Origin of the sequence: Streptomyces sp. NPDC088910 (assembly GCF_044749865.1) — a bacterium.
GTDB lineage: Bacteria > Actinomycetota > Actinomycetes > Streptomycetales > Streptomycetaceae > Actinacidiphila.
Genome location: NZ_JBIVIV010000005.1, coordinates 69,417 through 91,489 on the forward strand (window position 1 = coordinate 69,417; position 22,073 = coordinate 91,489).

General features: G+C 73.0%; 20 protein-coding genes. 11 read left to right on the forward strand and 9 right to left on the reverse strand.

Going from position 1 to position 22,073, the window contains the following annotated elements:
* Position 1 precedes the first annotated feature (1 nt).
* Positions 2–2,620: a polysaccharide lyase family 8 super-sandwich domain-containing protein gene (locus ACIP4Z_RS13530; protein ID WP_401307400.1), complete on the reverse strand. Its 2,619-nt coding sequence runs from the start codon at positions 2,618–2,620 to the stop codon at positions 2–4.
* 184 nt (positions 2,621–2,804) lie between these two features.
* On the opposite strand from ACIP4Z_RS13530, the gene ACIP4Z_RS13535 reads away from it, so the two are divergent.
* Both ACIP4Z_RS13535 and ACIP4Z_RS13540 read left to right on the forward strand, forming a co-directional pair.
* A complete protein-coding gene (locus ACIP4Z_RS13535) occupies positions 2,805–3,263 on the forward strand; it encodes a nucleoside deaminase (RefSeq protein WP_401307403.1) in 459 nt (152 codons plus the stop codon).
* Between the two features lie 99 nt (positions 3,264–3,362).
* On the forward strand, positions 3,363–4,139 hold the full coding sequence (locus ACIP4Z_RS13540; RefSeq protein ID WP_401307406.1) for a GNAT family N-acetyltransferase: 777 nt from the start codon (positions 3,363–3,365) through the stop codon (positions 4,137–4,139).
* Here ACIP4Z_RS13540 and ACIP4Z_RS13545 read toward each other — a convergent pair.
* Together ACIP4Z_RS13545 and ACIP4Z_RS13550 are read right to left on the reverse strand one after the other, a co-directional pair.
* Positions 4,113–5,297, reverse strand: a complete 1,185-nt coding sequence (locus ACIP4Z_RS13545; protein WP_401307409.1) for a PP2C family protein-serine/threonine phosphatase — start codon at positions 5,295–5,297, stop codon at positions 4,113–4,115. The two genes, ACIP4Z_RS13540 and ACIP4Z_RS13545, sit on opposite strands and share 27 nt — an antisense overlap.
* A 258-nt stretch (positions 5,298–5,555) precedes the next feature.
* The gene (locus tag ACIP4Z_RS13550; RefSeq protein ID WP_391047761.1) at positions 5,556–6,086 is read right to left on the reverse strand and encodes a GNAT family N-acetyltransferase; all 531 of its coding nucleotides are present in this window, start codon (positions 6,084–6,086) and stop codon (positions 5,556–5,558) included.
* 90 nt (positions 6,087–6,176) lie between these two features.
* Here ACIP4Z_RS13550 and ACIP4Z_RS13555 point away from each other — a divergent pair, with 90 nt between their 5' ends.
* Together ACIP4Z_RS13555 and ACIP4Z_RS13560 are read left to right on the forward strand one after the other, a co-directional pair.
* Positions 6,177–6,524: a cupin domain-containing protein gene (locus ACIP4Z_RS13555; RefSeq protein ID WP_401307412.1), complete on the forward strand. Its 348-nt coding sequence runs from the start codon at positions 6,177–6,179 to the stop codon at positions 6,522–6,524.
* A gap of 125 nt (positions 6,525–6,649) precedes the next feature.
* Complete coding sequence (locus ACIP4Z_RS13560; RefSeq protein ID WP_401308144.1) at positions 6,650–7,345, forward strand: YqjF family protein; 696 nt, start codon at positions 6,650–6,652, stop codon at positions 7,343–7,345.
* A 79-nt stretch (positions 7,346–7,424) separates the two neighbouring features.
* Here the strand turns inward: ACIP4Z_RS13560 and ACIP4Z_RS13565 are convergent, their stop codons facing one another.
* From ACIP4Z_RS13565 to ACIP4Z_RS13575, 3 genes are all read right to left on the reverse strand, one after another.
* Positions 7,425–8,435, reverse strand: a complete 1,011-nt coding sequence (locus ACIP4Z_RS13565; protein WP_355334916.1) for an alpha/beta hydrolase — start codon at positions 8,433–8,435, stop codon at positions 7,425–7,427.
* 224 nt (positions 8,436–8,659) lie between these two features.
* Positions 8,660–10,864, reverse strand: a complete 2,205-nt coding sequence (locus ACIP4Z_RS13570) for an alpha-galactosidase (protein WP_401307416.1) — start codon at positions 10,862–10,864, stop codon at positions 8,660–8,662.
* Between the two features lie 118 nt (positions 10,865–10,982).
* Positions 10,983–13,124, reverse strand: coding sequence for a fibronectin type III domain-containing protein (locus tag ACIP4Z_RS13575; RefSeq protein ID WP_401307419.1), 2,142 nt, complete (start codon positions 13,122–13,124; stop codon positions 10,983–10,985).
* 335 nt (positions 13,125–13,459) lie between these two features.
* Between ACIP4Z_RS13575 and ACIP4Z_RS13580 the strand changes: the two genes are divergently transcribed.
* From ACIP4Z_RS13580 to ACIP4Z_RS13590, 3 genes are all read left to right on the forward strand, one after another.
* The gene (locus tag ACIP4Z_RS13580) at positions 13,460–14,614 is read left to right on the forward strand and encodes an ROK family protein (RefSeq protein WP_401307422.1); all 1,155 of its coding nucleotides are present in this window, start codon (positions 13,460–13,462) and stop codon (positions 14,612–14,614) included.
* A 170-nt stretch (positions 14,615–14,784) separates the two neighbouring features.
* Positions 14,785–16,188, forward strand: coding sequence for a Si-specific NAD(P)(+) transhydrogenase (gene sthA, locus ACIP4Z_RS13585; RefSeq protein ID WP_355334926.1), 1,404 nt, complete (start codon positions 14,785–14,787; stop codon positions 16,186–16,188).
* Between the two features lie 105 nt (positions 16,189–16,293).
* Complete coding sequence (locus tag ACIP4Z_RS13590; RefSeq protein WP_355334929.1) at positions 16,294–16,776, forward strand: VOC family protein; 483 nt, start codon at positions 16,294–16,296, stop codon at positions 16,774–16,776.
* Positions 16,777–16,808: 32 nt separating this feature from the next.
* Here ACIP4Z_RS13590 and ACIP4Z_RS13595 read toward each other — a convergent pair whose 3' ends face one another.
* The gene (locus ACIP4Z_RS13595; RefSeq protein WP_401307426.1) at positions 16,809–17,534 is read right to left on the reverse strand and encodes a TetR/AcrR family transcriptional regulator; all 726 of its coding nucleotides are present in this window, start codon (positions 17,532–17,534) and stop codon (positions 16,809–16,811) included.
* A gap of 75 nt (positions 17,535–17,609) precedes the next feature.
* Here ACIP4Z_RS13595 and ACIP4Z_RS13600 point away from each other — a divergent pair, with 75 nt between their 5' ends.
* From ACIP4Z_RS13600 to ACIP4Z_RS13615, 4 genes are all read left to right on the forward strand, one after another.
* Positions 17,610–18,272 carry a class I SAM-dependent methyltransferase gene (locus tag ACIP4Z_RS13600; RefSeq protein ID WP_355334934.1) on the forward strand — a complete coding sequence of 221 codons (663 nt, stop codon included), beginning with the start codon at positions 17,610–17,612 and terminating at the stop codon, positions 18,270–18,272.
* Positions 18,273–18,372: 100 nt separating this feature from the next.
* Entirely contained in the window at positions 18,373–19,707 is a 1,335-nt protein-coding gene (locus ACIP4Z_RS13605; protein WP_401307430.1) for an MFS transporter, read from the forward strand.
* Positions 19,708–20,000: 293 nt separating this feature from the next.
* Complete coding sequence (locus tag ACIP4Z_RS13610) at positions 20,001–20,180, forward strand: hypothetical protein (protein ID WP_401307433.1); 180 nt, start codon at positions 20,001–20,003, stop codon at positions 20,178–20,180.
* A 22-nt stretch (positions 20,181–20,202) separates the two neighbouring features.
* Positions 20,203–20,358 carry a hypothetical protein gene (locus ACIP4Z_RS13615; protein ID WP_401307436.1) on the forward strand — a complete coding sequence of 52 codons (156 nt, stop codon included), beginning with the start codon at positions 20,203–20,205 and terminating at the stop codon, positions 20,356–20,358.
* Here the strand turns inward: ACIP4Z_RS13615 and ACIP4Z_RS13620 are convergent.
* Positions 20,345–21,322: a sugar kinase gene (locus tag ACIP4Z_RS13620; protein WP_401307439.1), complete on the reverse strand. Its 978-nt coding sequence runs from the start codon at positions 21,320–21,322 to the stop codon at positions 20,345–20,347. The genes ACIP4Z_RS13615 and ACIP4Z_RS13620 overlap by 14 nt on opposite strands.
* 91 nt (positions 21,323–21,413) lie before the next feature.
* Positions 21,414–22,067 carry a bifunctional 4-hydroxy-2-oxoglutarate aldolase/2-dehydro-3-deoxy-phosphogluconate aldolase gene (locus ACIP4Z_RS13625; protein ID WP_401307442.1) on the reverse strand — a complete coding sequence of 218 codons (654 nt, stop codon included), beginning with the start codon at positions 22,065–22,067 and terminating at the stop codon, positions 21,414–21,416.
* Positions 22,068–22,073 lie beyond the last annotated feature (6 nt).

Consider the following 22,073-nt stretch of genomic DNA (forward strand, 5'->3'; position numbering starts at 1 on the left):
GTCAGCGCAGCGTGGCCGTGAAGCTGCGGCCGTACGCGTGCCGGGTGGTCACCTCGACGCGGGTGCCGCCGGGCACACGGGAGACGCGCACGCCGTCGTCGGCGGTGACCGCGCGCAGCGGACGGCCCCGGAGGACGAGCGTGATCCGGTCGCGCCGCGTGGTCGGGTCGGCGACGGCGAGGGAGACCACGCCGCGCCGGTCCTCGCGCAGCAGGACGGACGCGGGCCCTTCGACGGAGAGCCGCTCGGCGTGGTGCGAACCCGCGGTGAAGGTGTTGACGGCGAGCAGGCCCAGGTCGCGGTGGCGTATCGCCTGCGCCGCCGTGGAGTTGGCGACCACCGACAGCGGGCCGCGGGCGTACGTCCGCAGACGCGCCTCGGTGGCGTGCGGGACCAGGGCGTACGCCATGGAGACCGGCCGCGCTCCGGCGGCCTGCTCGACGCGGACGGCGAAGACCTGCTTGGTCACGGTGGTGTCGGGGTTGGAGGTACGGACGACGCGGCGGCTGCGGGCGACGGTGTCCAGCGCGACGGTGGTGCGCGGTCCGGACCGCCCGTGTCCCCGGTCCGGTTGTCGCCGGTCCTCGAAGCCGTCGAGGAAGACGTACCCCACGGCCGTGCCCTGGCCCGCGTCGGCGCAGCGCAGCCAGGCCAGCGGCGCGGTGCCGGTGCCGGACCACGGGGCGCCGTCGCGCAGCCGCCCGGTGAGGGTGACCGGGTCCGCCGGGTCGGCGATCCGGGTGTCGAGCGTCGTGGTCACCGCGCGGCCCGCGCCGTCGCCGACTCCGGCGGCGAGGACCACGATCTCGTCGTCGAGCATGAACCAGGACTTCGTGGCGTCCGCGTTGCGGTAGACGACGAAGTCGTCCGGCAGGAGCCCGGCCCGCTCGGCGGCGTAGGCGGCGTCGTCGGACTGCACGAAGGCGGCCGTCCCGTACGCGCCGAGGGTGGCGCCGCCGGAGAGGGCGTTGGTGGCGCGCGGGAAGTAGACGTAGGTGTTCTGCGACTCGGAGGAGGCGGTGAAGCCCTGGTCCGGGTTGTCGTACCAGGCGGTGCCGTACAGCTCGGGCACGCTGCGCCGGGTCTCGACGGGGGCGGTGACGCCCGCGAGGCCGTAGGGCGACACGGCGGTGAGGTAGTCGATGCCGTAGGCGCGGGTCTGGTCCTGGCCGGTGAGATAGAGGTAGTGGGCGCCGTCGCCCTGGAACCACGGCAGCAGATTCTCGCCGCTCATGTACTCGTACTTGCTGATCCTGGCCGAGCTGCGGGCCAGCGCGAAGGCGTAGCCGGGGCGGCGGTGGACGGTCCTGTCCATGGAGTTGAGGGCCGCGTGGTGCGCGGCCGGGACGAGGTCGCGCGCCGGGGCCGAGGTGTCGGCGAGGATGTCGGCGTAGCGGACGACGGTCGTCGGGGAGACGAAGGTGACCGGGTCGAGGGCGGCCCGCGAGGTCTGCCGTACGTAGCGGACGTAACCGGCCAGCGCCGCCGCGTCGTTCGCGGAGGCGTAGGCGGATATTCCGGTGACGGCCTCGACGACGGTGGCGACGTCCGCGTATCCGGTGGTGGTCCTGGAGATCGCGCGGCCCTTGACGATCTCGGTCATCCACCCCTCGAAGATCAGCGGCGCGAAGCCCTCGGCGATCCAGCCCTGCACGACGCCGATCAGGTCGTCGCCCTGCACATGGCTGGTGCCGTCCAGCATCCGGACCGTCTGCACGACGCGGCTCAGCAGCCCGGTGCCGTACGAGCCGGTGTAGGCGACGGAGGCGTGCTGGATGAAGGAGCCGTCCGCGTAGAAGCCGTCGGTGACGCCGTGCCGCAGACCGTACGGGTCGATCGTGGCGAAGACCGTCAACTGGTCGGCGACGGCCTTGGACGTGCGGGCGTCGTCGCCGAGGACCGCGCCTTGCAGGATGCGGTTGGTGGTGATGTCGGCGAGGTTGGCGCCGGTGTGGAAGCGCGAGTCGAGGTCGACGTCGCCGTCCTCGCCATTGCGCAGATAGGCGTCCATGGCGGCCACGAACGCGGCGGTGAGGTCGGGCCGGTAGGCGGCGAGGGCATCCTGGAGGAGCAGCAGCGTCTTGGTGACGTGGGTGGAGATGCCGATCTCCCAGTTGAACCAGTTGCCGTAGTAGCCCTTCGCCTGGTCGCCGTAGTAGCCGTCGTAGAGGAAGGCCAGGCCGTCGATGACGCGCCGCTGCACGGCCACGTCGTCGCGCAGCCCGGAGCCCGGACCGCCGGGCGCGCCGGGTACGCGGGTCGCGAGCGCCGTCTCGTACAGGTACTGGAACGACGTCGTCAGGTTGGTGTCGCTGGTGCCGAGCGTCAGGCCGCCGAAGAGCTGATGCGCTCCTGCCGTGCCCAGCGCGGCCAGCCTGGCGCGGGCGGTCGCCTCGATCGCGGTGAGCTTCGCGGCGACCTCGGGGCGGGTGTTGGACTCGGCGGTACCGGCGAAGACCGCCACCGTGTTGGCGACGAGCGCCGCCTGGTCCGCGCTCGCGCCGTGCGCGCCGCCCGCCGGGACCGGGCCGTCCGCGGCTCGCGCGCGCAAGGGTGCGACCAGGGCCGTCAGGCTCGCCGCCGGGACCGAGGAGAGCAGGACACGACGGGATATCGGCACGGCGGCGGCTCCAGGGAAACGGGGACGGAAAGCGCTTGCTGCATTGAAGCAACGCGGGCCACGCCTGTCACTACCCTTGCACGGCGTCCGCGCCGGGCCACGGGGGAAGGGACCGGTTCCGCGCCTCGGGCCGTCCGCCGCCGACGGCATTGCGGCGGCGCTCCCCCGCGGCCACAGTGGGCACATGACTGACGCGGCGGCCCCGGACCCGACAACGATGCTGGCCACGGCCCTGGAGGAGGCCCGCGCCGGGCTCGCCGAGGGCGGCATCCCGATCGGCGCGGCCCTCTTCGGCCAGGACGGGCACGTGCTGGGCCGCGGGCACAACCGCCGGGTGCAGGACGGCGACCCGTCGGCGCACGGCGAGACCTCGGCCTTCAGGGCCGCCGGACGGCTGCGCGGATACGGGCGCACGACGATGGTGACGACGCTGTCCCCGTGCTGGTACTGCTCGGGGCTGATCCGGCAGTTCGGCATCGGCCATGTGGTGATCGGCGAGGCGCGCACCTTCTCCGGCGGCCACGACTGGCTCGCGGAGCACGGCGTACGGATCACGCTGCTGGACGACCCCGACTGCGTCGCGCTCATGCGGGACTTCATCGCGGCCCGGCCCGAGCTCTGGTACGAGGACATCGGGGAGTGACGGCCGACCGGTCGCGCCTCCCCGAGGCAGCGGTACGGCGCGCGGGCGGCGGAAAATGCGCTTGCGGCGCCGTGACCAGGTGTTCCTAGACTGGGCGGTATGCCCGCTGTCGAGGTCTCCGCCGTCGATCTGCACCGCATCGCGTCCTTCCGCGCCGCCTTCCAGCGGCGGCAGGCCCGGTGCGTCGTCGAGTTCCCCGGCGGCGCGGCGGTCCTCAACGGCGCGTACGCCGCCTCCCACGAGCACAATCAGATCGTCGTGGAGGGACCGGTGGCGGTGGACGAGCTGCCCGCGTTCGCCGACGCCGTACTCGCCCATCTGCCGCACCGCCGGATCTCGGTGCTGGACGACGAGTTCGGCGTGCTGTGCGCGCCGACGCTGCTCGCGGCCGGTTACGAGCACGAGACGGAACTGGTGATGCGGCACTCGGGTCCCGCGCCCGCGCCGGACCCGGCCGCCGAGACCGTCACGCCGCGGGCCCTGCGGTCCGCCGTGCTGCGCCAGACGCGGCAGTGGCTGCCGAAGGCCGACGACGAGGTGCTGCGCCAGCTCACCGACCGCCGCGCCGCCCGGCTGCGGGGCGCGGAGCAGGTGCGTTTCCTGGCGGTCAGGGACGAGCAGGGGGCGGTCGGCGCGTGGACCGACCTCTACCTCGACCCGGCGGAGGGCATCGCGCAGATCGAGGAGGTCGTCACCGCGACCACGCATCAGCGGCGCGGCTACGCGGACGTCAATCTCGCCACCGCCGTGCACCTGGCGGCCGGGTGCCCGCTGCTGTTCCTGATCGCGGACGCGGACGACTGGCCGCGCACCTGGTACGCGCGGCGGGGCTTCACCCCGATCGGCCGCTCACACGTCTTCATCCGCGCCACGTGAACCGGGTGAGCCGCCGCCTGAGCCGGACGAGCCGTCCGCGCTGCCCGAACCGCGCGAATCGTATGCTCCCGCGCGGGAGCGTACGAGCACGGCGGCGATGTCGTCGTCGAGCTGTCCGTCGCTGAAGCGCAGCAACTCGGCGCGGAGCTGGTCGAGCAGTTCCCTGGGCTCCACGGGCGGTCTGCCGCTCATCCATCGGCGCAGCGAGAAGAACGCGCCCGTGTCGTCGCGGGTCTCGATGACGCCGTCGGTGTAGAGCAGCAGCCGGTCGCCGCGGACCAGCGGGACGGTGTCCATGCGGTACTCGGATCCGATCAGCACGGCCATGTTCAGGGGCGGTGACGGGGCGCTCGGGTCGAGGGACGTGGCCCGGTCGCCGCGCAGCAGCAGAGGCGGCGGGTGGCCGCAGTTGAGGAGGACGGCGTGGCCGCCGTCGGCCGGGATCTCGACGAACAGGGCGGTGGCGAAGCGCTCGGGCGCGTCGCCGCCGGGGATCGACGCGCTGTAGCGGACCACACTCCTGTCCAGCCTGCGCGCGACCGCCGCGAGGTCGGGTTCGTCGTGGGCGGCGTCGCGGAAGCTGTTGGCGATCGCCCCGGCCGCGCCCGCCGCGTTCAGCCCTTTGCCGCGGACGTCGCCGATGAGCAGGCGTACGCCGTGCGGGGTGTCGGCCGCCGCGTAGAAGTCGCCGCCGATCCGGGCCTCCGCGGCGGCGGCCACGTACAGCGTCTCGACGTCCACGTTCCCGACACGGGGCGGCACCGGCCGCAGGACGACCGCCTGTGCGGTGTCGGCCACCGATCTCACCTGGGTGAGGGTCTCCTCGCGGTGCAGCCGGCTGTGCGCCGCGTATCCGGCCGCGGCGGTGACCACGGCGATCGCCCCGGCCGTGAACAGCATGTTCGGGGAGTCGATGATGAGCGAGTCACCGACCACCACGGCGGTCGCCACCACGCCCAGCGCGACGGTCGGGCGCACCGGCCACATGGAGGCGGCGAGCGCGGGAGCGGCGGGCAGCAGGCGGCTGATCGCGAAGTCGGTCGGAGTGACCAGCGCCACCACTATGATCATCACGGTCAGCAGGAGCGGGGTCAGGAGGACGGGATCCCATCGGACGTCCGGCCACCAGGAGCGCCAGCGGGATCGGATCGTCTTCACACCGTCGAGCATAACGGGGCATATCGGACAATACGTCTTCCCGGCCAGGCGGGTCGGCCGCTTCCTGCCGCGTACGCGAGGGCATGTGAACCGCGCCGCGCGGCCGTCCGCCGGTCTCCCCGGCCGACCGGCTGACGGCTGACGGCTGACGGCTGACGGCTGACGGCTGACGGCTGACGGCTGACGGCTGACGGCTGACGGCTGACGGCTGACGGCTGACCGACTGTACGTCCATGAGCCGGACGCGGTGAGTCCGCCCTACGGGGTCCACTCGTCGGCGAGCAGCCCGAGGACCACCTCGTCGAGGAAGGAGCCGTACACCCAGGCCGCCCGGCGCAGCGTTCCCTCGACACGGAATCCGGCGCGTGTGGCCGCGGTGATCATCCCGGTGTTGTCGGCGAGGGTTTCGAGCTGGATCCGGTGCAGACCGCGCACGACGAAGCCGTAGTGGCACAGCGCGCGCACGACGTCGGTGCCGAGGCCGCGACCGCGGTAGGCGGGGCGCAGACCGATCCCGAGGTGGGCGAGCCGGTTGTGGGTGTCGATTCCCCACATCGAGGCCGCGCCCGCCAGCTCCCGCGTCCGCGTCTCCACCACGGAGAAGACGACCACCTCCGGAGGAAGCCCGTTCACCGCGTACGGTGAGTCCGCCGTGCCCGGCGATATGGGGCGCCAAGGTCGGGAGTCGGAGCGGGACCTGCCCACCACGTCGTCCTGCAACTCGGCGTGGAGCACCGGGACATCGCTCTCGATCCTGGCCCTGAGCTGGATTTTCTCGCCTTCTATCACCCGGCATTGCTATACCGGCCGCATGCGTCGGTCAACCGAATTCGAGGCCGGCGCCCGCACCCCCGTACCCGTGCTGAAAGAGGTCTCCCCGTGAAGGACGAACACGAATTCCTCGCCGCCGCGGACATCCCGTGGACCCCGGCGGAGGGCTCGCCGGGCGTCAGCGAGCGCGTGCTGTCGGCCGACCCGGCCGCCGACAGCGCGGAGCTGACCCGGCTCGCGCGCTGGGAGCCGGGGCTCGACACCTCAGCCGCCGGGGTGATCAGGCACGCCTACTACGAGGAGGTCTATCTCCTGGAGGGCGAGCTGGAGGATCTGACCCTGGGGAAGACCTTCGCCAGCGGCCACTTCGCCTCCCGCCCTCCCGGCATGCCGCACGGCCCGTACCGCACGGGCCCCGGCTGTCTGATGCTGGAGATCCGCTACCGCCCGAGCTGACCGGCCGTCCCCCGGAGCCCGGCCGGTGACGCGGCGGTGGCATGCTGGACGGCGTGTCCACCATCCCCGCCGACGCGGAGCCGATCGTGGCCGAGGCGCCGCCCGGCGCCGCGGCCGAGCCGCTGATGACGCAGTGGTGGCTGGACCTGGCTTTCGTGCACTGGCCGGTGGAGCCTGGGCTGGTGGCACCGCTGCTGCCGCCGGGCGTACGGCCCGACACCCTGCACGGCGTCACGTACGTGGGTCTGGTCGCCTTCCGCATGCACCGGGTCGGCTGGTTCCGGCTGCCCGGTGTGCCGTACCTGGGCACCTTCCCCGAGACGAATGTGCGGCTGTACTCGGTGGACGAGCGGGGGCGGCGCGGTGTGGTGTTCCGGTCGCTGGACGCCTCCCGGCTGATACCGGTCGTCGTGGGGCGGGGCGTTTTCCGGCTGCCCTATCTGTGGTCGCGGATGTCGGTGCGCCGGGACGCCGACACCATCACGTACACCAGTTCCCGCCGCTGGCCGGGGCCGCGCGGCGCGCGGGCCTCGCTGAGCGTACGGATCGGTGAGCCGGTGGCGGAGCCCACGGAACTCGAACACTTCCTCACCGCCCGCTGGGGCATGCACAACGCCTTCTTCGGGCGGCCGGTGTATCTGCCCAACGTCCACCCGCGCTGGCCGCTGCACCGCGCCGAGCTGCTGTCCCTGGACGAGGACGTGGTGACGGCCGCCGGTCTGGCCCGGCCGCTGGGGGACCCGGTCAGCGTGCTGTACTCCCCCGGCGTCCCGGTCCGCTTCGGCCTGCCGAACAAGCCCGCGGGCATCCCGACCCCGTAGCGCGGGTCCCCTGCCCTTTCGGACTCCCGTCACCGCCGGTCATCACCGCCGGGCTTCACAGTCGCTCGTACCGCCGGTCTTACGGTCGGCCGCGCCAGGCCACGGCCGGTTCCCGGAGCGTGCCGGCCGCGGCCGACTCGGGGGCGCTGCAGTACGGCAGGTCGTCCAGCGGGTGGCCGGCGCAGAAGCGGGTGACGAGGTCGGCGAAGTCCGCGATCCGCTCGACCGGCGCGAGGTGGTCGGTCTCGTCGATGGTCAGGAAGGTGGCCGCACGCAGCACCGCGGCGACCTCACGGCCCATCTCCGGGGTGCACAGCGTGTCGTACTCGCCGGTGACGACCAGGCTGGGCACCGCGGGTACGGGCTCCGGCCGGTACCACTCGTGCCGCATCAGCCGCTTGTTGTGCTCGGCGGACTTCCGCAACTGCTCGGCGTCCTGGCCGATCAGACCGCCGTACACCAGGCGGGCGACGGCCGCGTGCTTGCGTACCCGGCCGGTGCCGGGCGGGGACATGAAGCGGTCGGTGAGCTCGCGGGCGATCCGGTCGGTCTCGCCGCGGTCGATCATGCCGTCCCAGCGTTCCATGGCCGCCGCGTAGTCCGGCGGGATCCGGGTCGTCATGCCGACGAAGAACAGCCGCTCGACCCGCGCCGGGTAGTGCTGGGCGAAGCGCAGGCCGACGGCGCCGCCGAAGCAGGCCGCGACGAGGTTGACGGCGGGCACGACCAGTTCGTCCAGCAGATGCCGGACGACGGCGGCCAGGAAGTCGATGCCGTAGAACGCCGGGAGGAAGTCGGCGGTGCCGTAGCCCGGCAGGTCGACGGTGATCACGTCGGCCGCGGTGCCGATCCGCTGCTCGTGCCGCATCCACGAGTGCCGGTCCTGGGAGGAGCCGCCGAGGATCAGCAGGGGGGCGTCGACCGGCCGTTCGTGGTGCCTGATCCGGCAGGTGTACCGGAAGCCCTCGTACTCCAGATGCCACTCACTGATCCGGGCGAATGGCCGCGCCGTGGCGCCGTCGCTCTGGGCGGGCACCGGGCCGGGCAGGCAGGCGGTCGGCTCCTCGCGGGCGGCGGTGGCGAAGGACAAGGGGACTCCAGGGTTCGATGGCGGGCATCGACTCCTGCCTAACAGGGCGAACCGCCTCCGTGCGGGTCCGTGACCCGTTCGAGGGCGGTTCGCCGTGCCGCCTGCGCCGGTGGATTCGACATTCGTACACCTGGGGTACGAATGCCTCCCCCAATGGGCTCCCCCGGTCCGTACGCCCGTCGGCCGGCCGGTCCGCCGGTCCGCCGGTCCGCCGGTCCGCCGGGTCAGGGTGCCGTGCGCACCTCGATGAGCATCGCGTGCTCCGGGTCGAGGGTGGGCATGGGGATTCCCGCCGTGGCCAGGACGGCGCCGGGCAGCGGCAGCCAGCCCTCGAGGGCGCGGGCCAGCCACGGCGGTGCGGTCGTCTGGTGGAAGGAGGGCAGGCCGATCTCGGTGCGGACGCGGACCTGGTAGGCGGTGGCGGGGTCGAGGCCCGGCAGCCGGACGCGGCCCGACTGGCCCTCGGGCGAGGTGGCGATCCTGGCCCACGCGTACAGCGCGGCCGAGCCGTCGGCGGCGACGACGCCGTGCAGCAGGACGGCGCCGCCCGCGAGGTCGGCGCGGACCACCCGTCCCGAGTGCAGCAGCGGGCGCTGCTCGCGGTAGAGCGCGGACCAGTGGGTGAGCCGGGCCAGCTCCTCGGGGGTGCAGCGGCTGAGGTCCTGTTCGATGCCCGCGTGGCCGAACAGGGCGGTGGCCATCCGGAAGGTGTCGGTGCCGGGACGGCTCGTGGTGTGGCTGGGCGTGGGGCCGACGTGCGCGCCGAAGAGTTCCGGCGGCAACAGCTGGCCGGTCCAGCGCTGGATGGTCTGCCGTTCCACCGGGTCGTTGCAGTCCGAGGCCCACACCCGGTCGGTACGGGCGAGGATGCCGAGGTCGATCCGGCCGCCGCCGCTGGCGCAGCTCTCGATCTCCAGGCCCGGGTGGCGGGCCTTGAGCGCGTCGATCAGCCGGTACACCGCGAGGACCTGGGCGCGGCTGCCGGGCCGGTCGACGCCGCCGGGGCCGCGCTCGACCGCCTCGTGCAGCTCGCGGTTGTGGTCCCACTTCAGGTAGCCGATCCCGTACCGGCCGACGAGGGTGTCGAGCGAGGTGAGCAGGTACTGCCAGGCGTCCTCGTTGGCGAGGTTGAGCGTGTACTGGTGCCGGGAGCTGGGTCCGAGGCCCGCCGAGGGGCCGAGGATCCAGCCCGGGTGCTCGCGGGCGAGGTCGGAGTCGAGGTTGACCATCTCCGGCTCGACCCACAGGCCGAATTCCATGCCGAGGGAGCGGACGTGGTCGGCCAGCGGGGTCAGGCCGTCGGGCCAGACGGTCGCGTCCACCGTCCAGTCGCCGAGGCCCGCGGTATCGTCGCGGCGGCCCTTGAACCAGCCGTCGTCCAGGACGAAGCGCTCGACGCCGACCTCGGCGGCCCGGTCGACCAGCCGCAGCAGCCGGTCCAGGTCGTGGTCGAAGTAGACCGCCTCCCAGCTGTTGAGGATCAGCGGGCGCGGGGTGGCCGGGTGGGTGGGGCGGGCGCGCAGCAGGGTGTGGAAGCGGTCGGCGAGCCCGTCGAGGCCCGCGTCGGACCAGGCGAACCAGCAGACCGGGGAGGTGTACGACTCCCCCGGTGCCAGCCGTACCTCGCCCGCGCGCAGCAGTTCGCCGCCGCCGAGCACCACGGCGTGGTCGCTGCCCGCGCCTTCCGGCAGCCGCTCGACGAGATACCGCTGGTCGCCGCTCCAGCCGACGTGCAGGCCCCACACCTCGCCGTCCCGGAAGCCGAAGCCGGGCACGCCGACGGTCAGCAGGTACGGCGAGTCGACGCCGGGCTTGCCGCGCCGGACCTCGCGGACGTACGAGCCGTAGTGCAGCGGGCGGCGCTGCGGGGAGCGTTCCCTGCTCCACTTGCCGGTGAAGTCCAGTACCTCACCGGCGCGTTCGGGCAGCGGCAGCAGCAGGCCGAGCGCGGACAGGTCGTACGGCGCCGGGTCCGTGCCGGAGCCCGCCGCCTGCCCCGCGGTCAGCTCGGCGTGCACCCCGAGCACGCCCGACGGCTCCAGGCGGTAGGTGACGGTGACGGCCAGGTCGCTGACCTCGTCCCGCAGGCGGATCACCAACTCGCCGCCGCCGGGCACTTCGCGCTGCTCGGCGCCGGTCAGGGACGGCCGCGGGGTGGTCGCGGTGCCCGCCCGGTGGCCCTGCTGGGCGGGGCTGCCGGACCAGCCGTCGGCCTCGGTGGGCCAGACGGTGAACCGGCGCGGGACGTCGAGGGAGTTGTTGAGCACCGCGCCCTCGGCGGTCAGGCTCAGCGCGGCGAGGTCGGCGTCCGAGAGATCGCCGAGGTCGGCGCCCCAGTGCAGGACTCTGGGCACCGGCTCGCCGAGCTCCACGACGAGGGCGGCGCCTGCCGCGCGCAGGGTGACGATCCGCGCGGGGATGGTGGTCATGAATGAGTCCTTTCCGCAGGTCCGGTGACCATCATCGTCATCGGGCACCAGGGCGCCGCCGGTGGGGTGCGGCAGCCGTGGCGGCTGCCGCGCCCCAACCGCGGGACGGCGACCGGGGTCAGACGGTGACGCGGTCGACGTCCGAGGCGTAGTCGGCCGGGTTGCCGAAGGTGACGGTGTTGTCGCCCGCCTTCAGGTGGACCGGTACGGTCACGGACCGCGCCACGCCCCAGTTGTTGTCGTTGCCGCCGGGCAGCGGGAGCTGGAACGACGAGCCGCCCGCGGTGACCACGGCGGTGCGGCCGGAGGACCCGTCCGCGTAGCCGAGCGTGAGGAGGTAGGTGCCGTCCTTCGGCGCTGTCACATGGTTGATGGCGACCGCGCTGTCCCCGCCGAGGTTGCCGACTTTCTTTCCGCCGGAGCAGGCGGCGCAGTCGGTGATGCTCGCGTTTCCGGTGAGGGTGTTGGCGGGGGCTTCCGCTTCGTAGGTGACGCGTCCGCCGGGGGCGGGGGTGGTGACCGGAACCGGTTTGCCGGGCGCGGAGTGGCGTCCCTTGGCGTCGTGGGCGGTGACGGTGAAGGTGTAGCCGGTGGCGGGGGTGAGGCCGGTGACGGTGGCGGAGGTGCTGCCGGTCGAGGTGGCCTTGCGGCCGTTGACGTACACGTCGTATCCCGTGGTGGCGGGGCCGGTGTTCACCGGGTTCCAGGCCAGGGAGACGGTGGTGGCGGTGGACGCGGTGCCGTGGACGCCGAGGGGGGTGCCGGGGGCAGGGGTCTTCTTGGCGGGGGTGAGGGTGAACAGGCGGGAGCCGTGCGGGGGCAGGTTCTTCGTCAGGTGGCCCGAGGCGCTGCCGAGGCCGGTGCGGCTCCACAGGTCGCGGACGGCGGCCTTGCCGGTGATGCCGAGGTCGGCGAAGTCCGCGGTGACGTCTGCGGGTGCGCTGCCGAGGTTGAACAGGGCGACGGTGTACGTTCCGTCGGTGTTCCGGGAGTACCAGACCTGCTGGTCGGTGGCCTGGCTGACGGGCCTGGCGGGGTTGCCCGCCTGGTCGACCGCGATCACCTCGTCGTTGGTGAGGAGTTTCAGGCCGTAGGGGTCGAGTCGGGTGAGGTCGTCGCCGGAGTACAGCGGCGCGGACTCGACCGCCCACAGCGTCATGTAGGTCTGCCGTTCGGCGTCGGTGAGGCCGTCCATCTCGCCTGCGCCGACGTCGAGCGAGTCGAGGTTGTTCCAGTGGCCGGGGCCTGCGTCGTCGATCCACTGGACGACGTCGTTCCACCGCTGCTTGACGGAGTTGTCCCAGGTCACCAGCGTGTCGCAGTAGCACTCCACGTCGGTGTCGACCCGCCACCCGTTGGAGTTCCGCTTCCACACGTCCGCCCGGTCATGACTCAACGACCAGGACACCGTGAACTGCATCGGACGGCCGGTCTTCTGGAGCGCGGCGTGCCATGCCTGGACGTCGGGGATGTTGTCGTGGGCCGCGTCGCCCTGGTTGGAGCCGGGGCCGACGCCGTCGACCTTGAGGAAGTCCACGCCCCAGCCCGCCAGTTCGGCCGCGACGGAGTCGATGTACTTCGCGGCGCACGGGCTGGAGAAGTCCATCTGGTAGGAGACGTTGTCCCAGCCGCTGGTCTTGCGCAGGTCCGGGTAGACGATGTCCTTGGTCGTACAGCCCGGTGCCCCGTAGATCGGGGACTTCCCGTCGTTGTACGCGTCGAAGTAGAGCCCGACGGCCAGATAGGCGCCGAATTTCAGGCCCTTGGCGTGCACGTAGTCCGCCAGGCCCTTCAGTCCGTCGGGGAACGTCGTGGCATTGGGCATCGGGCGGCCGTAGTGGTCGAAGCCGCCGACCCAGCCCGAGTCGATGTTGATGTACTCGTAGCCGTGGGACTTGAGCTTCTTGGCCACCACATCGGCCTGCTGCTTCACATGCGCCTCGGTCAGCCAGCTCATCCCGCCGTAGCCGGGGAAGTTGGTCGACTCCAGGCTCCAACTGCTCCAGCCCATGTACGGCTTGGCGGCCAGGACCGGGGACGGGGCGGAGGCGGGAGCGGGGGCGGCTCGGGAGACGGCGGCTTGTACGGACTCGGGTGCGGAGCCGGGCGCGGCAGCGGGCGCCGACGCGGACGCCGGTACGGCGAAGGCCGCGATCAGCGCTCCGGCCGCCAGCAGGGCGGGGAGGACGGCGTTCCGGGCGCCGCCCCTGGCGCGGGCGGCACGGGCGCTGAGGCGTACGGGTCCATCGGAAGGTGCCATGACTGCTCCATCTCGGCACCGTGCGCGGGCACGGCGGGGCCGGGTGACGAGGAGGGTTGGTTGGCGTGGACGCCTGCGCCCGCGGGGCGGTCCGAGGGGACGCCGCCCCGTGCGCAGGCCGCGGCCGGAGGGGAGGAACGCCGGTCGCGCTCCTGCCGTTCGGGGCCGTCCCGGACCCCGTTCGGCTGTGGAGTGCGGCGACTGTAGCCAGAGTTTCCTTCCAGCGTCAACATAGTCACCACCTGGTTTCCCGGCGGATTCTGTGAAACCTGTGCACCTCTCGCGACGCCATCGCGCCTTCCCTTACCTTCCAGCGGAAAGGTAGGGTCGGAGACGTGACTCCCGCCGATCAGCCGCCCGCCGCCGCCCTGGTGTTCCAGACCCTGCTCGCCCACGGGCCGCTCACCCGGGCCGAGGCCGGCCGACGTACCGGCCTGTCCGCGGGGGCCGTCACCAAAGTGACGGCGCCGCTGCTGAGCGACGGCTGGATCACCGAGCTGAGCACCCCGGCCCCGAAGCGGGCGACCGGCAGACCCGCCACGCTGATCGCGGTACGCCCGGAGCGGGCCCGCTTCATCGGCGTCAAGGTGACCGCGGACGAGCTGATCGGCGTACTGGCCGATCTCACGGCCAAGCCGCTCGTGGCACGCCGGGTCACCCTCGACTCGCGGGACGTCGGCACCGTGGTGCTGGCCATCGCCCGGCTGGTCAAGCGGCTGCGCGCGGCGGCCGGGCCCGAGCACGGCGAGGACGTGCACAGCATCGGCGTGACCATCTCCGGCGACGTCGACGGGCAGACCGGCATCGTGCAGTACTCGCCGTTCCTCAACTGGCGCCGGGTCGCGCTGGCCCGGCTCGTCGAGACCGCCACCGGCACACCGACGGTGATCGAGAACGACGTACGCGCGCTGACCGTCACCGAGCAGTGGTTCGGCGCGGGCGCGGGCCTGGACTCGTTCGCGCTGATCACCGTCGGCGCCGGGATCGGCTGCGGACTCTCCATCCGCGGGCGCGTGGTGTCGGGGGCGCACGGCGTGTCGGGGGAGGTGGGCCACCTGCCGGTCGGCGGCACCGAGCGGACCTGCACCTGCGGCAACACCGGCTGTGTGGAGGCCGTCGCGTCCACGCACGCCATCACCGAGCAGGCCAGGCAGGCCACGGGGAATCCGGAGCTGACGATGACCGAAGCGGTACGGCTGGCGCACGCCGGGGACGAGGCGGTCCGCGCCGTGTTCTCCCGCGCCGGGCACGCGCTCGGCCTCGCCATCGCCTCGGTCGCCAACCTGATCGGCCCCGAGCGGATCATCATCTCCGGCGAGGGCGTGGCGACCTACGACCTGTTCGCCGACCAGATCCGCGAGACCTTCGCCGCCCAGGCGTTCGGCGCCGCCGCCGAGTGCGATCTGCTGCTGCGCCCGCTGCCGTTCGAGGAGTGGGCGCGCGGCGGCGCGGCCGTGGCGGCGCAGCACCTCTTCGCGCCGGTCACGTAGCCGGTCGGGTTACGGGTCGGGGAACCGGGCGAGCAGCGGTTCGGGAACGGGTCGGGCAACGGGCGGGGCGGCCGGTCACGTAGCGGACCGGCGGCAGCGCGACACGGCCGCGGGCGGCCCTGTTCGGCAAAGCCTTCCGGGGCGGCCCGCCGACTGTCACACTCGCTGGTGTGCCCGACTTCGACGTGTTGGTGATCGGTTCAGGTCCTGGTGGTCAGAAGGCGGCCATCGCGGCGGCCAAGCTCGGACGGCGGGCGGCGGTGGTGGACCGCGCGGACTCGCTGGGCGGGGTGTCGATCCACACCGGCACGATCCCGTCCAAGACGCTGCGGGAGGCGGTGCTCTACCTCACCGGTCTCAACCAGCGGGATCTGTACGGCCAGAGCTACCGGCTCAAGGAGGACATCACCGTCGCGGACCTGACCGCGAGGACGCAGCATGTGGTCGGCCGCGAGGTCGATGTGATCCGCAGTCAGCTCTCCAGGAACCAGGTCGCGCTGCTCTCCGGCACCGGGCGCTTCGTCGACCAGCACACCGTCGCGGTGCGCGACGCGGTCGGCCAGGACCGGCTGGTGACGGCCGAGCACATCGTGATCGCCACCGGCACCCGGCCCGCGCGCCCGGCGAGCGTCGAGTTCGACGACCGTACGGTGCTGGACTCCGACAGCGTCCTCAGCATGGAGCGGGTGCCGCGGTCCATGGTGATCGTCGGCGCCGGGGTCATCGGCATGGAGTACGCGTCGATGTTCGCCGCCCTCGGCAGCAAGATCACCGTGGTGGAGCAGCGCGAGGGAATGCTGGACTTCTGCGACGCCGAGATCGTCGAGGCGCTCAAGTACCACCTGCGCGATCTCGCGGTCACCTTCCGCTTCGGCGAGACGGTCGCGGCGGTCTCGCGGCACGAGCGCGGCACCCTGACCGTGCTGGAGAGCGGCAAGAAGATCGCCGCGGACGCGGTGATGTACTCGGCGGGACGGCAGGGTCTGACCGACGAGCTGGACCTCGACAAGGCCGGTCTGCAAGCCGACAAGCGCGGCCGGATATCGGTGGACGAGCACTTCCGCACCGCGGTCCCGCACATCTACGCCGTCGGTGACGTCATCGGCTTCCCCGCGCTGGCCGCGACCTCGATGGAGCAGGGCAGGACCGCCGCGTACCACGCCTGCGGCGAACCGGTGCACGCGATGCGGGACGGCCAGCCGATCGGCATCTACACCATTCCCGAGGTCAGCTTCATCGGCCGCACCGAGGACCAGCTCACCGACGAACTGGTGCCGTTCGAGGTCGGTGTCTCCCGCTACCGCGAGCTGGCCCGCGGCCAGATCATCGGTGACGCGCACGGCATGCTGAAACTGCTGGTCTCGCCGGAGGACCGCAAGCTGCTCGGCGTGCACTGCTTCGGCACCGGCGCCACCGAGCTGATCCACATCGGCCACGCCGTGATGGGCTGCGGCGGCACCGTCGACTACCTCGTGGACGCCGTCTTCAATTACCCGACGCTCGCCGAGTCCTACAAGGTCGCGGCGCTCGACGTCACCAACAAGATCCGGCAGATCGACCGGCTGGGGGACTGAGCCGCGCGGGTGCTGTGTCGCCGATGAGTTTTCGGCGGGCGGCCGGTCATAAAGGTGAACGGCGGCGCTCGGGCGCCGACGACAGCCTGACGCGAGGAGACCGCGATGCCCCGGATCACCCCCAACCTCTGGTTCGACACCGAGAGCCAGGAAGCCGCCGAGTTCTACGTCTCGGTCTTCCCGAACTCGCGGATCACCGACACCACCTACTACGGCGAGGCCGGTCCGCGCGAGGCGGGCACCGTACTGACCGTGGCGTTCGAGCTGGACGGCCAGCCGTACATCGCGATCAACGGCGGCCCCGAGTTCCCCTTCACCGAGGCCGTCTCGCTGCTGATCACCTGTGAGGACCAGGCCGAGGTCGACCACTACTGGGCCCGGCTCACCGAGGGCGGCGGCTCCGAGGGCCCGTGCGGATGGCTCAAGGACAAGTACGGGCTGTCCTGGCAGGTCGTCCCCACCGGCATGGTGGCGATGCTGAACGACCCCGACGCGGAGCGCGGCCAGCGCGCGATGAAGGCGATGCTCGGTATGAAGAAGATCGACCTGGCGGCGCTCAAGGCCGCCGCCGACGGCACCGGAGCCTGAGGGACGCCGACGGGAGGACGTACCACGCGCCGCTAGGAAGCGCCGTCCGACGCGGGACGGGCACGGGGGTGGCGGCGCAGGAAGTCGTCCACGAGACGGTCGGTGAAGTCCCGGTCGACCGGGTCCCCGGTCACCAGGACGCGGTGGTAGATCGGCCCCACGAGCCGGTCGACCTCGGCCGTCAGGTCGAGACCGGCGGGGAGTTCGCCGCGGCCCACCGCGTTCTCCAGCGGGAGCCGGTCGCGGCGGCGCTGCTCGTCGAGATAGCGGGCGCGCAGCACGGCCGCGAACTGCGGGTCGTGCTGCGCGTGCCCGAGCAGGGCCCGGAAGACCGCGCCCGCGTCTGACGCGGTGAGGAAGCCGGCCAGCAGGCCCAGGTGCTCGCGGAGATCGGCGCCGAGATCGCCGTGGTCGGCCGGGGCGAGGGCTTCGGCGGCGTCCTGGAGGAAGGCGTCCAGAAGGATGTCGGTCTTGGTGTTCCAGCGGCGGTAGATGGTCTGTTTGGCGACCCCGGCCCGCGCCGCGATGCCTTCGACGGTGACACCGGCGAAGCCCTTCTCGACCAGGAGGTCGTCGGCGGCTTCCAGTACGGCCATCCGCGCCTGCTCGCTGCGCCCGTGCCGGTTGCCGTGGTGCCGCGCCGTCCGGTCGGCGTCAGCCCCGGCGCCCCCCGCACCCTCCGTGCCGCCCGCACTCTCGGCGCCCCCCGCGCTTTCGGCGCCCCTGGCGCCGTCGGCGACCGAACTCCCTCGCTCCATGTCTGCATCCTCCGGGTCCCGGGGTAGGTCGGCAACTTCTAGACGCAACGCAACGGTGCGTCTACTCTAGGGCTCATGACAGCGACCAGCACCCTCCGCGACCCCCGGGTCGTCTCCGCCCTGACCGCGATGTTCGACCGGGCCGCGCAGGACGACGCGACCCGCCGCCGTATCCGGGCCGCGTGGCCCGACGGCTTCGCCCCGGCGACGCCGCGGGAGTTGGCCGACGCCAACGCCGAGGTGTACATGCCGATCTCGGCCGACGGCGGAAAACTCCTGTACAGCCTGGTCCGGGCCGTCCGCCCGGCCACCGTCGTCGAATTCGGCACCTCCTTCGGGATCTCCACGCTCCACCTGGCCGCCGCGGTGCGCGACAACGGCGCGGGGCGGGTGATCAGCACCGAACTGAGCGCGGACAAGGCCGCCGCGGCCCGCGTGACCTTCGCCGAGACGGGTCTCGACGGACTGGTCACCGTCCTAGAAGGCGACGCCCGCGACACCCTCGCCGAGCTGTCAGGTCCGGTGGACTTCCTGCTGCTCGACGGCTGGAAGGACCTCTGTCTGCCCGTCCTGCGGCTGCTCGAACCGCGCCTCGCGCCGGGCACCCTCGTCGTGGCCGACGACGTGGACCTCACGGACCTGGCGCCGTATCTCGACTACGTCCGCGATCCGCGCAACGGCTACGAGAGCGTCACCTTCCCGGTCGAGGACGGCATGGAGATCAGCTGCCGTCTGTGAGCCGCGGCGGCAAGGGGCCCGGCAGGACGAACGGCCGGGCAGGGGCCCCCGGCGGACGGCAACGGGAAGAGGGCCGCGGCGGCCCGGAAAGCAGAGGCGGATGAAAGGCGACGCCGTGGAGCGCGCGGAGCAGCCGAGCCCTCGCGGAGCGCGGCGGCTGCTCGCCGACCACGCCATCGACACCCGCCCGCTGGCCCTGCCCGCCTTCCGGCGGCTCTTCATCGGCCAGGGCACGTCGTTCGTCGGCTCGATGCTCACCCAGATCGCGGTGCCGGTCCAGGTCTTCCGGATCTCGCACTCGTCGCTGGCCGTCGGCATGGTCGGCTTCGCCGGTCTGGTGCCGCTGATCGTCTTCGGCCTCTACGGCGGAGCCGTCGCCGACGCCGTCGACCGCAGGACGCTGTATCTGTGGTCCTCGCTCGGCACCTGGACGGTGACACTGGCGCTGCTCGCGCAGACGCTGCTCGACCTGCGCAGTGTCGGGCTGATCCTCGCCCTGGTCGCGACGCAGTCCGCCGGGTTCGCGATGGCCAGTTCCGCGCGCGGCGCGATCGTGCCGCGCATCGTCGAACCCGGCCTGATCCCCGCCGCGAACACCCTCAACTACGTGATCGGCACGGTCGGCGAGGTGGTCGGCCCGCTGATCGCCGGTGTCCTCGTCACCGTCCCGCACGGCTTCGCGTACGCGTACGGCGCGGACGCCGTGCTGTTCACGGCCGCGCTGCACTCCACGCTGCGGCTGCCCCGACTTCCGCCGGACGGCTCCGCGGCCCGCCTGGGTCTGCGGTCGGTACGGGACGGGCTGTCCTTCATCGGCGGGCGGCCGGTGCTGGTGATGAGCTTCTTCGTGGACATCTGCGCCATGACGCTGGCGATGCCGCGGTCGCTGTTCCCCGCCGTCGCGGACGCCCGCTTCGGCGGCTCGGTCGGACTGCTCTACTCCGCCATCCCGATCGGCTCCGTCCTGGCCGGGTTCGCCAGCGGATGGATCGGCCGGATCCGGCGGCAGGGCGTGGTGCTCACCGGCGCCGTGCTGGTGTGGGGCGCCGCCGTCGCCGTCTCCGGCCTGGCCCGCCAGCTCTGGCTGGTCGTCCTGCTCCTCGCCGTGGCCGGCGCGGCCGACCTGATCAGCGCGGTCCTGCGCCAGACACTCCTCCAGACCTACGCCCCCGACGAGATGCGAGGCCGTATGCAGGGCGTCCACACCGTCGTCGTCGCCGGCGGCCCCCGGCTGGGCGACCTTCGCGCCGGTACCATGGCCGCCGCGCTCGGCGCCGGGCTGTCCTGGACGATCGGCGGCCTCGCCTGCGTGGCGGTCGTGGCACTCGCCGCCCCGCTGGCCCGCTCCTTCTGGCGCTACGACTCCGGCGCCCCGGCCCCGGCGGCCGACCCCGCGAAGGACACCGGCCCGCTGCGCGAGCAGACCGCCCCCTGACGGCTCACCAGCCGGTGCGCCCCGCCGGGCACACCCACTCGCATCAGCTCTCTGCACCAACCCCATTCGCACCAGTCGGCACACTCCCCTCGCGGCGCCGGATCTGTCATCGTCGACTTGTCAGCGCACGAACAGAAATGCGCACAAGCGGACCCGCAACCAGACATGACCCGACGTCGCTCCGACGCCGTGGTCTCGGGCGCGGTTCGAGGTCCTCTCCCCCACGCTGATCCGCACCGCGTACGCGGGCGACACCGCGTTCCTGGACGCGCCGACCTTCGACACCGTCAGCCGTGACGGCTTCGGCGGCGCCCCGTTCACCCAGCGGGTTCTCGCGGGCGTACGGCTCACTCCCGACCGGCGGTTACGGCGGCAGGGCCGGGCTCGCGACCGGGCCGCGGGCCGACAAGCGCACCACCGTGCACTTCACGGGTGACACCCGCTCGAGCGAGGCGCTGTTGCCGTACACGTAAATTCTGGCCGAGGAGGCCCGGTGTGCCGGTGACCAACGCCACCGCGCCGAAGTCCGTGACCGTGGACGGCGTCCCGGTGGCCAGGAGCGCCTGGGCGTGGGACGCCGCCGCCGGGAAGGTGACCGTCACCGTTCCGCAGAGGTCCGTGCGTCAGCAGGTCACCGTCAACTATCGGTGACGCCGCCCGGGGACGCCGCCGAGGCCCACCGCGCCTCGGTGGCGTCCAGCAGGTGTGCGATACGGGCGGGGTCCGGCAGCGGGCCGTGATCGCCGGGGACCCGCAGGGCCGCGCCCGCGGTGACATGGCCGAGGCGCAGCGCGCGGACGGGCGGCTCGCCGCGGAGCAGGCCGGTGAGGAATCCGGCGGCGAAGGCGTCGCCCGCGCCGACGGGTTCCACGACCTCGACGGCGCGGGCGGGCACGGTGTGCGCCGTCGCGCCGTCGAAGGCGGTCGCGGCGCGGGCGCCGTCCTTGACCACCAGCACACGCGGGCCCGGCAGCAGGGCGCGTACGTCGGCGGCGTCGGCGAGGTGCGCGCCCCACAGTTCCTGGGCCTCGTCCAGGCCGACGAAAGTGATGTCCGCGCGGTCGGCGAAGTCGCGCAGGACGCCGGGCGCCGCGCCGTCCGGCCAGAGCGCGGGCCGGTGGTTGACGTCGAAGCTGACCGGCAGCGGGCCGCGCAGCGCCGCGTCCACCAAGTCACGGCAGGAGTCCGACAGCGCCGCCGTGACGCCGGTCAGGTGCAGCAGCCCCGCGGTGCGTACGGCCTCGGCCGCCAGCGATCGCGGCCCGAGCGCGGACGCGGCCGACCCCCGCCGGTAGTAGTGCACGCGGGTGCCCTGCCCGCCGGGGCTCTTCACCATCACCCCGGTCGGCCGCCCCGTGTCGGTCCTGACGCCGCCGACGTCCACCCCGCACGCCGCGACCTCGGCCACGATCCGCCGCCCGAACGGATCGTCACCGACCGCCGACACCCACCGGGCCTCCACCCCGTGGTCGGCCAGATACATCGCCGCGTTCGACTCCGCCCCGGCGACCTCCACCCGCAACCGCCGTGCCTCCGCGAGCGTTTCACCGGTCTCCGGCACCATCGCGACCATGGTCTCCCCGAGGCAGGCGACGGGGCCGCCGATCCGGATCACGGCAGTCTCCTCGCGGGGGTACGGCGCGGGCCCCGTCCGGTCATGGCGAGTGACGGCGCCGGGGGCTGCCCCCGTCCCGTCGTACTCCCGGTCATCGTGCGGCCCGCGCGCTCGGCGCGTCCGTCTCCGCGACGGCGGCGAGGAAGTCCTTGGCCCGCGCGCGGAGCGCGGTCCGGCTGCCGCCGCTCGCCGCGTCGCCGATGAGGGGCGAGCCGACGCCGACCGCGAGGGCTCCGGCGGCGAAGTAGGCGCGGGCGGCCGGGATGTCGACGCCGCCGACGGGCACGAAGGGCAGGTCGGGGAAGGGGCCGCGCAGGGCGCGGAGGTAGCCGGGGCCGCCCGCTTGCTCGGCGGGGAAGAGCTTGAGCGCGGTGGCGCCGAGCCGCCGCGCGGTGACGATATCGGTGGGCGTCATCACTCCGGCCAGCACGGGCAGGCCCAACTCCCGTGCGGCGCTGACGCCTTCGCCGACCGCGGGCGTGACGACGAAGTCGGCCCCGGCGCGGTGCGCGTCCTTGGCGTCCTGCTCGGTGAGGACGGTGCCCGCGCCGAGCGGCGCGTCGGGGCCGAGGGCGGCCCGGGCCGCGGCGATGACGCCGAGCGCGTTCCGGCCGCTGAGCGAGACCTCGACCAGCGCGACGCCCTCCTCGACCAGGGTCAGTACGGTGCGCAGCGACGCGTCCTCGTCGTCGCCGCGCACAATGGCGACGAGGCGGTGGGCGCGCAGCGCGGTGAGCAGGTCCACGGGTGA

Coding starts and splice junctions, on each gene's coding strand:
- ACIP4Z_RS13605 (WP_401307430.1), top strand. CDS start 18,373: ATGAAAGGCGACGCCGTGGAGCGCGCGGAGCAGCCGAGCCCTCGCGGA.
- ACIP4Z_RS13600 (WP_355334934.1), top strand. CDS start 17,610: ATGACAGCGACCAGCACCCTCCGCGACCCCCGGGTCGTCTCCGCCCTG.
- ACIP4Z_RS13535 (WP_401307403.1), top strand. CDS start 2,805: ATGACTGACGCGGCGGCCCCGGACCCGACAACGATGCTGGCCACGGCC.
- ACIP4Z_RS13560 (WP_401308144.1), top strand. CDS start 6,650: ATGACGCAGTGGTGGCTGGACCTGGCTTTCGTGCACTGGCCGGTGGAG.
- ACIP4Z_RS13540 (WP_401307406.1), top strand. CDS start 3,363: ATGCCCGCTGTCGAGGTCTCCGCCGTCGATCTGCACCGCATCGCGTCC.
- ACIP4Z_RS13575 (WP_401307419.1), bottom strand. CDS start 13,124: ATGGCACCTTCCGATGGACCCGTACGCCTCAGCGCCCGTGCCGCCCGC.
- ACIP4Z_RS13570 (WP_401307416.1), bottom strand. CDS start 10,864: ATGACCACCATCCCCGCGCGGATCGTCACCCTGCGCGCGGCAGGCGCC.
- ACIP4Z_RS13590 (WP_355334929.1), top strand. CDS start 16,294: ATGCCCCGGATCACCCCCAACCTCTGGTTCGACACCGAGAGCCAGGAA.
- ACIP4Z_RS13595 (WP_401307426.1), bottom strand. CDS start 17,534: ATGGAGCGAGGGAGTTCGGTCGCCGACGGCGCCAGGGGCGCCGAAAGC.